We start from the raw sequence: 11,446 nt of genomic DNA, 5'->3' as shown, positions 1-11,446 counted from the left end.
CTCCTGTTGGACCTTGCGTTCCCTGTGCTCCTGTTAGTCCTTGCGTTCCCTTTTCTCCTGCTGGTCCTTGCGTTCCATGTGCTCCTGTTGGTCCTTGCGTTCCCTGTTCTCCTGTTAGTCCTTGTGTTCCCTGTGCTCCTGTTAGTCCTTGTGTTCCAGGTGCTCCTGTTGGTCCTTGCGTTCCAGGTGCTCCTGTTGGTCCTTGCGTTCCAGATGCTCCTGTTGGTCCTCGGGTTCCCGGTGTTCCTGCTGGCCCTTGCGTTCCAGATGCTCCCGCTGGCCCTTGCGGTCCTCGGGTTCCCGGTATTCCTGCTGGCCCTTGCGTTCCAGATGCTCCTGCTGGCCCTTGCGTTCCCTGCGCTCCTGATGGTCCTCGGGTTCCCGGTGTTCCTGCTGGCCCTTGCGTTCCAGATGCTCCTGTTGCTCCAGTTGCACCTGATACTCCCGTTACACCCGTCGCACCCGCCATTCCTGTTGCCCCTGTCGCACCTTTCGCTCCAGTTGGCCCTGTCCCACCTTTCTCTCCCGCTGGTCCGGTCGCTCCTGTTGCTCCGGCTGCTCCTTCGAGCCCTCGCGCGCCTGTTTCTCCAGCCGGTCCTACTAGTCCCTGCCGTCCTTGCGATCCTTCCGGCCCCACTGGTCCCTGAAGCCCTCTCGGTCCTTCCGGCCCTTCGGGTCCTGGAGGTCCTGGAGGGCCATTAAATTTCCCCATAGTCTCATCTCCCTATTATCCAACGTACTGCATCATATTTAAAAGATTAAAAAGATAAGCATAGTAAATGCCTATCTATCTTTAAAATAGGTGATTGCAGCCGTACATTCGCTGATTTTCTATACAATTATGCGATTGTCCTATGCACAGATGTCTATGCTAGCATTAACTAATAAAAGAGATTGAAGCTTAGGAGTGATGAGATGGAGAAGCGCCCATTAATAGGTATTCTGGTAACTAAAAGGAGTAGTAGAAAAAGAATTTTGCAGCTTTGTCATCGTTATCACAGTCTAAATCTGAAGCTTATCGCCTTTACACCGGCAGATATTATTTGGAAGGAACAACGTATTATTGGACTTGGCCTGAAAAAGGGTAGATGGACACAAAGTTCGTTTCCTTTTCCTTATGTCGTCTACAACCAGAGCTTCAACAAAAAAACTGTAACCACTCAACGCTTGGAGATGGTATTAGGCAGAAACAAATGTTTCAATAATATCAATTTTTTCAATAAATGGGATCTCTATAACGTGTTAAAACAGTCAAATCTTAAATCCTGTGTCCCTGACACATTTTTATATCATGAAGTGAAGATATCAGAGCTATTAGAGAAATATAAACTGTTGTATATTAAACCTTACTACGGATGTAAGGGAAAGTCCGTATATCGGGTTGAGCTAACAGATCACGGAGATATTCATATCTCTTTACACAGCCTTGCTCCAAGAATCATTTGCAGAAAATACGAAAACCTTCAGGAAAAATTGGATAAACTTCTTGGGCAAAAGAAGAAATATATTGTTCAGCAAGGGATTCGTATGAGTCAGCTTGATCAAAAATATTTTGATATTCGGGTCCTTGTCCAAAAAGATATTGTTGGAGAATGGACGGTTTCCAGCCTCGCCTGTAGAGTCGCATATAAACATTACTTCAACACAAGCATATGTGAAGCCATGTATGATGCTGCAGAAATTCTTCCGCGTTTTTTCGCACCACTAAAAATGAATGAAATCCTTCAAACTTTGCAAGAGCTAAGTATAAATGCCGCACATGAGGCAGAAACACATATGGGTTCATTAGGAGAATTGAGCGTGGATTTTGTATTAGACGAACACAGTAAACTACGGATTATGGAGCTAAACGGAAAACCCCAGAAAAATATATATAAAGACCTTAAATCAATTAAACACACCAAACTAATTTATAGCAGACCCATGGAATATGCTTATTATCTCTCGCAAAATTGAAGGAGAACAAGTCGTTAGGAAGTTTTCGCGTATGATTTCATATAGATTTGTTCAGTGTTGTGTTGAGGTATCCGTTCTAAATTATTATAGATTTCATGCCAAAAAAGCTGCAGATTCGATAATCAGCAGCTTTTTGTTTACTATTAAACTTTAACATTCTCTGTGTCATACTTTACAAACCACTTCATTTTGCGTAATCTAATTCAAGACTAACTTATAGAATAAAGGAGCCGCTCAGTATGACAAAAGATCAAATCAAGGCAAGAATTGCCGAATTAAAATACGATTACATTCGTATTCAAGAGGATATTGAAAAAATGGAGTCCACAGGCGGCAGCATGACCAATGCTGAACGTCAGCTTCAAGCTATTGAGGATGAATTAAAGCTGCTTCATCAGCAACAGTGATCAATCATCAAACTTTCATCCCCCTGCTTAATCCAAAGCACTCTCCAAATTTTTGAACTGATTGTTAAACATTCGATTATAGGCGCCCTGTTCGTTGATCAAACGGTCATGGCTGCCTTGCTCCACAATCTCACCATGATCAATAACTGTGATCGTATCCGCATCGCGAATGGTGTTCAAACGATGGGCAATGATAAAGCTCGTGCGCCCTTGCATGATACTTAACAAAGCATCCTGAATGTGTAGCTCTGTTCGAGTGTCAATGCTGCTCGTAGCTTCGTCAAGAATTAAGATGGATGGCTTCGCTAATATTACCCGGGCAATAGCCAGAAGCTGACGCTGTCCCTGGCTTAGATTACCACCATTCTCCGAAAGCAGCGATTCGTACTGATTGGGCAGACGTTTAATAAAAGCATCTGCATTGGCCATCACCGCCGCAGCTTCGATTTCCTCGTCCGTCGCATCCGATTTGCCATATTTGATATTTTCCTTGATTGTACCTGAGAATAAATATGTATCCTGCAGCACGATCCCAAAGGCTTTTCTCAAGCTGTCCCTCGTATACTCCTTGATATCTCTGCCATCAATCAGGATTCTTCCGCCCGTTACATCATAAAACCTCGTTACCAGATTGACGATTGTGGTTTTTCCAGCTCCTGTTGGTCCTACAAATGCGGTGCTGCTGCCTTCCTGCGATTCAAAGCTGATATTTTTCAGGATTGGCACATCAGGACGATAACCAAAGCTGACATTTTCAAATACGACATGACCTTTGGCGTTTTCCAAAGGGATGGCGTTCGGTGCATCGGCCGTTTCCTCAAGCTCGTCAAGTACCTCAAATACACGTTCTGCTCCGGCAACACCAGATTGCAGCACGTTAAATATGTTGGCGATCTCATTGAGCGGTCTGACAAACTGCCGGGAGTAGCTCAGAAAGCTGGCAATAATACCGACAGTGATCAAACCTTTGACAGCAAGCACACCACCGACTACAGCAACCGCAGCAAAACCAATGTTGTTAATCACTGCGAGCAGCGGCATCAAAAAGCCTGACCATATTTGCGCCTTCAGGCCAACCTCGCACAGCTTGGCATTTACGGCATCAAATTCTTCTATCGCTTTGTCTTCACGATTGAAAGCTTTGACCACCTCAATACCGGATATGGTCTCCTCGACATGACCATTCAACTTGCCGAGCTGAACCTGCTGATCCTTGAACAGCACACTCGTTCTCTTGGTAATCGTACGGGCCAATAAATAGACGAGTGGCACTGTAATCATACTGGCCAAGGTTAGTAATGGACTTAAGATCAGCATCATCACCAAGGAACCGATAATCGCAATCGAACCGCCCATCAGCTGTGTGATTGATTGTGATAAGCTGCTGCTTACATTTTCAATATCGTTGGACAATCGGCTCATAATTTCACCGTGCCTGCGGGAATCGAAATAGGCGAGCGGCAGCTTTTGCAGCTTTTCAAATAAGGCAGTTCGCAGCTTCATCACAATCCGTTGGGAAATACCCGCCATCAACCAGCCCTGCAAAAAGGTAAGCAGTGCATCAGCCACATAAGCAGCTATTAAAGCTATAATAACCATTTCCAGCAGCTTGAAATTGACGGTTCCGGCGCTGTCGCTGGTCATCGTATCTACAGAGACACCAATTAGATAAGGTGCGGATAATGTAAGCGCTGAATCAATAACGACAAACATAAACACAACCATCAGCAGCTTTCTTTCACTGCCTACATATTGCCACAACCGCCGCATGGTAGCTTTAAAGTTTTTGGGCTTGACTACGGCTCTCCCGCGATTCATCATTCCCGGCCTTCCCGCACCTGCCATCATGGGAATATCCGGCTGCACGGACGCTGGCTTCTGTTCATTTTTCTCCGGCATTTTTGAGCGTCTCCTTTCCCATCTGGGATTGGAATATTTCCCGATAAACCTCGCAGCTTTTCATCAGCTCATCATGCTTGCCTGTACCGACAATCTGACCTTGATCGAGCACAACAATCGTGTCAGCATCCATGACAGAGGTAATCCGCTGCGCAATAATGAGACAGGTAAGATCCTTGGCATACAACTTCAAAGCACGCTTGATGTTGGCCTCAGTCGTGACGTCGACCGCGCTGGTACAGTCATCCAAAATCAAAATTTCCGGCTGTCGCACCAAGGCACGGGCTATGGAGACACGCTGCTTTTGCCCACCGGAGAAGTTAACACCATGCTGTCCCAGAACGGTCTCATAGCCCTCGGCAAAAGAACTGACGAAATCATGGGCATCGGCCATTCGTGCCGCTCTCTCAACCTCTTCCATCGTGGCATCTTCTTTGCCAAATCGAATATTTTCGAGCACTGTGCCTGTAAACAGCATCGTTTTTTGCGGAACAATGGCAATCTTTTCACGAAGCTGCTTCGGATCCATGTCTCTGACATCCTGTCCATTGACCCGAATCACGCCTGCGCTTACATCGTAAAAACGCGGAATGAGCGACACCAGGCTGCTTTTCCCAGAGCCCGTAGACCCGATAATACCTACTGTTTCACCAGGCAAACAGGTCATTGTCAAATTTTTAATCACAGGCGGTCCGGACGTTTCCGCGTAAGAGAAGCTTACGTTCTCAAAATCGACTCTTCCCTTTATAGCTGTAACGTTCATGGCTCCGTAATTTCCTGCCATCCCATTCTCCTGAATAAACACTTCATTAATACGCCCAGCCGAAGCCTTGGCTCTGACAAACATATTAAATACCATCGTGATCGTCATCAACGCGAACAATATCTGCGTCATATAGTTGACAAAAGCAATGATATGCCCGACCTGCATACTGCCAGAGCTGACTCGTAAACCTCCAAGCCAGATCACGGTTACGATCCCGAGATTAACCGTCAAGGTTATCGCAGGACTGAACACAGCCATAGCCCGCATCGCTATCGTGGAACGAGACTGATACTCCTGATTGGCTTGATCGAATTTATTAACCTCATAATCAAAACGGTTGAACGCTCTGACCACTCTGACACCGGACAAATATTCTCTCATCACACTGTTAACACGATCCAGCGCCTTTTGCACCTTGATAAAAAAAGGAAAGCCTATCTTCATATTAATAAAGATTAATATGCCAACAATCGGTACAACGACAACAAGCACCAACGATAGATGGGGATTCAGGCGGACAGCCATAATCAGTGCACCGATACAGAGCAAGGGCGCCTTGGCAAAAATCCGCATAAGTCCGTTCGCAAAGTTTTGTACCTGGGTGACATCGCTGGTCAGTCGGGTGATCAACGCAGCTCGATCAAATTTGTCGATATTCTCAAATGAAAGCGATTGAATTTTACGAAATAAATCGGAACGCAGCTCGGCAGCAAACCGTTGGGATACATGGGTTGCCAGGATGTTCCGCATGGAAGCGGATACCGCACCGACTGCCGTAATCAGCAGCATAAGACCGCCCATACGCAAGACAAAATCCAATTGCTGTTTGGCTACGCCTACATCGATAATTTCAGCCATAACGCTTGGCAGCAGTAAATCGCATATGGCTTCTAAAGTCAGAAATGCAAAGGCTACACTGAAAAGCTTCCAATACTTACCTGCATAGCTATGTAAAAATTGCATGGAGCTACTCTCCTCCAATCGCCACAGTCTGAAGCTTTTCTTTTCATTCTAGCTGTTCAGAGCTCCTACCGTCTGCAGCCAGGCTTTAGCAATCAGTGCGTGTCCCCCTGGAGATGGATGCACACCGTCCGGTGCCCAGAAAGCAGCAGACGCACGTGTAGAAGCCTGCGCAAATAAACCGTCCAGACAAACCAGCCTGGCTCCGAACTCAACAGCCAATTCACGAACAACCGTAATTTTCGGATCCAAATCTTCTCTCCAGCGCTTACGATCCTCCGGTACCGGCAGCAGGAACGGTTCGATCAGAACAAGTCTGGCTCCTGTCGCAGCCACCGTTTCTCTCAGCAGCTTACGATAACCTTCAGCGAATTGCTCTGTAGAGGTTGGATCATTACGGTCATATCGACGCCAAGTATCATTAATTCCAATATAAATCGATACCACATTAGGCTTCAAATCGATACAATCCTGCTGCCAGCGCTGCTGCAAATCGACAACGCGGTTGCCACTAATGCCTCGGTTTATAAATGTCGCTTGCTTTTCTGGGTATAGAGCTGAAAATTGCGCAGCTGCCATTAACGCATAACCTTTGCCGAGATCATCCGATTTGTCGCGGTTCCGACCTGCATCGGTAATACTATCTCCTTGAAATAACACTACATCGCCCTGCTGAATCCATGCTTCCATCGGCTACTTCCTCCTAAGGTTCAATACGAATAGGTATAAAAAAAGCTTTGATTATTATACCATATTTTTGAAAAGCAACAGCTACTAAATATGACTTTGATGTCGTTGTTACAAATTAAAGTTTGTCCTCTTGATTGTCGTCCGTTATTGAATCCGTTTCTGTTGGCTGAACAGCTTTGTCATGCATACTGGGATTCGGGACAGAAACCAAAAATTGTTTCAAATCGTTTTGAAAATTGGTCATTATTTCTTGAAACTGAGCTGCATGCTTGGAGGTGGGGTTTTCCTGCACGGCTTCTGCTGCTCTCGCCATTATATAAATGACTTCAGACCATTCCTTCATAAAACCACGCAAATCACGCCTTCTATGACCACCACCGGAATGCCTATGTCGTCCGGGACGTTCCCAGTGATCCTCTGGCTGTTTGTTCTCTTCACTTTCTCTTTCACGAAGAGCTGCCAGTCCCTCATCCGTTATTCGGTAAAGCTTCTTACCATCTGCTTCATCAATGAAGCCTAAAATAAGTTTCATGTCTTCTAGCAGCTGTAAATTAGGGTAGATAGAACCTGCACTGGGGGTGTACAAGCCACCTGTTTTCTCTTCCATAGCCTTGATCAGCTGATAACCGTGCATCGGCTCCAAGGCCAGCAACTCCAGTAAAGCGAATTTGAACTCCCCGCGCTCAAAGAAACGACGTTTGCCTTCCCCACGTCCTCCAAAACCACCCTGCGAACCGCCATGACGGTATCTCAAAAACTTCTCTTCATGAGCAACACCTTTTCGACCATAATGACGTCCATGGTTAATTCTCATCATATGTTCACTCCTCAATACGATATATCGTAATAATATAACGATATATCGTATTCGTCAACAACCTTTTGTATTCTATTTTCTTTAATACCGATATGAGCACAAAAAAGGAGATCTAAGATCTCCTTTTTTCTGTAATTCTGATGAACAAGTCAAGCTCCACAGGCGGGATTCACAATTGGCTTCTTAGGCCATATTCTCCCACATAGCCTGAGTCACTTCCATGCTTGTTTTTTCCTGCTTAAAACCTTTCAATATATCCTCGACAACACCCTCCATCAGCGCCAAATGACCTTGAACCGTAGCCCCGGCGACATGAGAAGAAAGCAGCACATTATCCAGCTTCGTGAGAGGACTGTCCTCAGGCAGCGGCTCCTTGGTAAACACGTCAAGCGCAGCGAAAAACCGGCCCTTTTGCAGCTCTTCTATGAGCGCTTCCTCATCAAGCACATCAGCTCGGGAAGAATTGATCAGAATGGCGCCATCCGGAATCGAAGCGATCATCTCTTTCGTCACCATTTTATAAGTTGCCGGAAGCTTTGGCGCATGAATCGATATAATCGAGCAGCGCATGACCTCCTCCAGACTGGCTTTGGTAACCTGCAGCTGAGCTGCTGCTTCATCCTTTAAATACGGGTCATATACGAGTACGTTGACATGAAAGGGCGCCAGCAGCTTAAGAAATGCCCTTGCCGTCGAGCTTGCCGATACGATTCCAATCGTCTGTCCCGCTAATTCTCTGCCCTTTAAAGAACTGACACGCCATTGCCCTGCTTTCACTTGCTTATCAAAGGTTGGCATATAGCGAAGTGATGACATCAACACAGTTAAACAATACTCACCTACACTATGAGCAATTCTTGGTGCTGCCGAGAAGACGCGTACCTGCTTGGAAAAAGCCGTTGGCGGGATCCTTCCTTTAACGGTACCTGCAGCGTGTCCGATCACTCGCAGCTTAGGCGCCTGCTCCAGCATTGCCTCAGTAATTGCTGGAGAACCCCAGCTGGTGAGAATGATCTCAGCCGATCCGATTAAAGCAGCGAGTTCTTCTTCGGTGTAATCAACACCCGTTTCGTTCCATAACGGATCAAAATGCTCGTTGATCAAGCTTTTGCAAGTATCCGAGCATACCTCATCTAGTCTGGACTTCGGTGGTAGTATAAGTGCCTTCGGTTTTCCCATTCTCCTGTTCCTTCTTTCTATAAGTTCAAGTCATAATGGCAAGCTGCGACTCCTTCACTTCAAAGCGCAGCGGTCCGTTGTTATAAAATTGCTGCAGCTCCTGTACCATTAACGTGCCTATTCGCAAGCGTGAATCCGGATTAACTCCGGCCAAGTGCGGTCTTACGATAACGTTGTCCATGTGGCGAAGCTCGCTGTCAGCAGACAGCGGCTCCACAATAAATACATCCAGTCCGGCATAAAACCGCTTCTTCCTCAGCTCCTCAATTAATGCAGCCTCATCAATCAAATCCCCACGCGCTGTATTAATGAGCAGAGCTCCGTCACGGAGCAGCGACAATTCCTTGTGCCCGATCATCTGATACGTTTCCGGTACCTTAGGGGCATGCAGCGACACAATATGGGATTCAGCTATAACATCATGCAAAGGTTTTAGCTCGACATTCCATTCCTGGGCCTGTTCTGCCGACACAAAGGGATCGCAGCCAAGAAGCTTGACGCCGAACGGTTGAAGCAGCTTAATCACCTCGCGGGCAACCATGCCCAAGCCAATCAAACCAACGGTTCTTCCTCTTAATTCATAGGTTTCATATACCGCGCTTTTGGCATTTCTGCCCGTTCCCATCTCTTTGTTCACGGGAATGATTTTATGTCCCAATGCCAAAATTAGCGCCAGCACGGATTCACTGACCGAAACTCCGATCGCGTAGTTACTGTTCAACACCCGAATTCCACGACGATAAACGTCAAGGGTAGGCAGAATCGGTTTCACGGAGCCAGCCATGTGAGCGATCAGCTTGAGCTGATCGGCGTGCTTTAGTACCTCTTCACTGATAGGAGCGCTTCTCCAGGTTGTGATGACGGTATCCACTCCCTGGATGTGCTCGCATAGCTCCTGCTCGGTAAATGGACGATGGTGTGGGTTCCATATGATATTGCCGAGCTGATGAATACCTTCAAGGCTTTCATCGGTGAAAAAGAGTTCGATCTGATCGTGTGGAATTTGCACCAAAATGGTACGCATCGAAGCCACGCCCCCCTCCGGCCACTTATTTCTTGACGTTTTTCCCGTCGAGAGCTTTTTGATAAATTTCCAAATATTTTTTAAGATTCATTTTATCCAGCGTGGCTACATAGTTGGTCCACTCTTTCTCAATGTCCAGATCTCCGGTAACAAAACGCGCAATGCTCGTTTTTACATAATCATTGATCGTTTTGTCCAACTCAGCGAGTTGTTGAGAATCGGCAGGAGAGAAAAATAAAGGTGGAATGATCTCATCGATTTTCGGTTTATAAGGATCGTAATTTTTCTTCGTAATGTCGTAATACATTTTTTCTTTATCCGGAAGCTTCAGCACCGCTTGACCTGCATAGTAGTCTTTGTCGGTACGGTAGTTCAGACCGTATTGTGCCCAGTTCTCATTTTGTACGCGCCCATAAGGGATTAACAGTCTGTAGCTTGCCGGGTTGCCATCTCGACCCAAATCACCTGGTTTCGCTTTTTCCCATGCAGAGCCTTCCACACCGAAGTTCGAATACAAGGAGGCTTCAAACGTATACATCGCGTCCGCCCACCGCATCGTCGCTTCCGGATTTTTATTGGCGTTCGTCATAATAAATTGGCCTTTACCGTTAGCAATTTTGTCGTAGGCCAGCCACGTCGTTTTTTGTACGCCATTGGGTCCTTTGAGCGGTGCAATCGGTTGATACTCCAGCCATCTTCCGCTTTTGCCTTCAACAATTGTAATATCCGAAGGAGAGTGGGCAGGAATAGCTCCGCCGATCGCAATATCCGGATTTTCGGCAATCTTTTTCAAGCCTTCCTTATCGATCGTGAATGATTGGCGGTCAAGCAAGCCGTCTTTATACAGCTTATTCAGGTACTTGAGCCCTTCCTTCCATTCAGGCTTATTGTAAGCCACATCCACTTTCCCATTATTGACAATCATCCGTTTGTTGCCATCATCATAAATGAAGGAATTCATCAAAAATACGTCAATATCCGATTTGGAAACCCCTTTGGCTGTGCCGCCGATCAGGGCAATTTCATCCGCCTTGCCATTACCGTTCGGATCTTTTTCTTTAAATGCCTTCAGCATGTTATAAAATTCATCAAGGGTAGTCGGCTCCTTCAAGCCCAGCTTATCCAACCACGGTTTGTAAACGTACATTTTGTAATCCAAGGAACAATGGAAGCAATCATTAATGTAGGGCAGTGTGTAAATTTTATTGCCAGGGGCCGTGACCGCACTCTTGGCTTCAGGCATTTCCGCAAAAATCTTCTTCGTGTTGTCCCCATATTTTTCGATCAAATCCGTAAAGGAAACGAAGGTTCCCTGCTCTCCGTAAATCATCTGCTGTTCAGGAGAAACATCGAGATTCATCAGGACATCCGGCAAATTACCTCCGGCCAGCAATAAATTCAGCTGCTCCTGGTAGCTTTTTTCATCCAAAATCGTCCAATCGACATGGACATTGGTTTTATTTTCAAGCCATTTGGTATATCCATTTGTCTTCATGTCTTCAACCAGACTGCTGCCTCTAATCGCAACCTTCAGCGTAATTTTGTCTTTTACAACAGGGAATTGCCCTACTGGCGTTACATTAGAAGCAGTTGCGCTCTCTTTGGGCGCAGTCGTAGTGCCTGCTGCCGGGGCAGCCTGATCTTTCGTGCAAGCAGATAAAATCAATGAGGCGCACATCGGGACCGCCAGCATCATGTACAGCTTTTTTCTCATACAGTCAACCTCCCTTTTCTTATCAATCATCATT

Annotated in this window: 9 protein-coding genes and 1 pseudogene; 2 read left to right on the top strand and 8 right to left on the bottom strand. The window is 46.1% G+C overall.

What is annotated here, in order from left to right:
- Nucleotides 1-712 (bottom strand): annotated as a pseudogene (locus OB236_RS39705) (collagen-like protein); the annotation flags it as partial.
- Between the two features lie 203 nt (nt 713-915).
- Here OB236_RS39705 and OB236_RS39700 point away from each other — a divergent pair.
- Together OB236_RS39700 and OB236_RS39695 are read left to right on the top strand one after the other, a co-directional pair.
- Nucleotides 916-1,956, top strand: coding sequence for a YheC/YheD family endospore coat-associated protein (locus tag OB236_RS39700; protein WP_262689073.1), 1,041 nt, complete (start codon nt 916-918; stop codon nt 1,954-1,956).
- 239 nt (nt 1,957-2,195) lie between these two features.
- Nucleotides 2,196-2,363: an SE1832 family protein gene (locus OB236_RS39695; protein ID WP_240416819.1), complete on the top strand. Its 168-nt coding sequence runs from the start codon at nt 2,196-2,198 to the stop codon at nt 2,361-2,363.
- A gap of 27 nt (nt 2,364-2,390) precedes the next feature.
- Here OB236_RS39695 and OB236_RS39690 read toward each other — a convergent pair whose 3' ends face one another.
- The 7 genes from OB236_RS39690 to OB236_RS39660 form a co-directional block, all read right to left on the bottom strand.
- On the bottom strand, nt 2,391-4,211 hold the full coding sequence (locus OB236_RS39690) for an ABC transporter ATP-binding protein (protein WP_262689084.1): 1,821 nt from the start codon (nt 4,209-4,211) through the stop codon (nt 2,391-2,393).
- A gap of 34 nt (nt 4,212-4,245) precedes the next feature.
- Complete coding sequence (locus OB236_RS39685) at nt 4,246-5,991, bottom strand: ABC transporter ATP-binding protein (RefSeq protein WP_262689070.1); 1,746 nt, start codon at nt 5,989-5,991, stop codon at nt 4,246-4,248.
- A 48-nt stretch (nt 5,992-6,039) separates the two neighbouring features.
- Nucleotides 6,040-6,678 (bottom strand): SGNH/GDSL hydrolase family protein, encoded by a 639-nt coding sequence (locus OB236_RS39680; protein ID WP_262689069.1) that lies wholly within the window; start codon nt 6,676-6,678, stop codon nt 6,040-6,042.
- Nucleotides 6,679-6,793: 115 nt separating this feature from the next.
- Complete coding sequence (locus OB236_RS39675; RefSeq protein ID WP_262689068.1) at nt 6,794-7,495, bottom strand: PadR family transcriptional regulator; 702 nt, start codon at nt 7,493-7,495, stop codon at nt 6,794-6,796.
- 183 nt (nt 7,496-7,678) lie between these two features.
- On the bottom strand, nt 7,679-8,674 hold the full coding sequence (locus tag OB236_RS39670) for a hydroxyacid dehydrogenase (protein ID WP_262689067.1): 996 nt from the start codon (nt 8,672-8,674) through the stop codon (nt 7,679-7,681).
- Between the two features lie 25 nt (nt 8,675-8,699).
- Nucleotides 8,700-9,698, bottom strand: a complete 999-nt coding sequence (locus OB236_RS39665) for a hydroxyacid dehydrogenase (protein ID WP_262689066.1) — start codon at nt 9,696-9,698, stop codon at nt 8,700-8,702.
- Between the two features lie 25 nt (nt 9,699-9,723).
- Nucleotides 9,724-11,412 (bottom strand): type 2 periplasmic-binding domain-containing protein, encoded by a 1,689-nt coding sequence (locus tag OB236_RS39660; protein WP_076236934.1) that lies wholly within the window; start codon nt 11,410-11,412, stop codon nt 9,724-9,726.
- Nucleotides 11,413-11,446: the final 34 nt, after the last annotated feature.

This window comes from Paenibacillus baimaensis (assembly GCF_025567575.1).
The sequence above is the reverse complement of the archived record's forward strand: the minus strand, read 5'-3'. Positions and strand labels throughout refer to the sequence as shown.

Bases quoted from the DNA above. Each gene is read 5' to 3' on its own strand.
- OB236_RS39700 (WP_262689073.1), top strand. From the start codon at position 916: ATGGAGAAGCGCCCATTAATAGGTATTCTGGTAACTAAAAGGAGTAGT.
- OB236_RS39695 (WP_240416819.1), top strand. From the start codon at position 2,196: ATGACAAAAGATCAAATCAAGGCAAGAATTGCCGAATTAAAATACGAT.
- OB236_RS39690 (WP_262689084.1), bottom strand. From the start codon at position 4,211: ATGATGGCAGGTGCGGGAAGGCCGGGAATGATGAATCGCGGGAGAGCC.
- OB236_RS39685 (WP_262689070.1), bottom strand. From the start codon at position 5,991: ATGCAATTTTTACATAGCTATGCAGGTAAGTATTGGAAGCTTTTCAGT.
- OB236_RS39680 (WP_262689069.1), bottom strand. From the start codon at position 6,678: ATGGAAGCATGGATTCAGCAGGGCGATGTAGTGTTATTTCAAGGAGAT.
- OB236_RS39675 (WP_262689068.1), bottom strand. From the start codon at position 7,495: ATGATGAGAATTAACCATGGACGTCATTATGGTCGAAAAGGTGTTGCT.
- OB236_RS39670 (WP_262689067.1), bottom strand. From the start codon at position 8,674: ATGGGAAAACCGAAGGCACTTATACTACCACCGAAGTCCAGACTAGAT.
- OB236_RS39665 (WP_262689066.1), bottom strand. From the start codon at position 9,698: ATGCGTACCATTTTGGTGCAAATTCCACACGATCAGATCGAACTCTTT.
- OB236_RS39660 (WP_076236934.1), bottom strand. From the start codon at position 11,412: ATGAGAAAAAAGCTGTACATGATGCTGGCGGTCCCGATGTGCGCCTCA.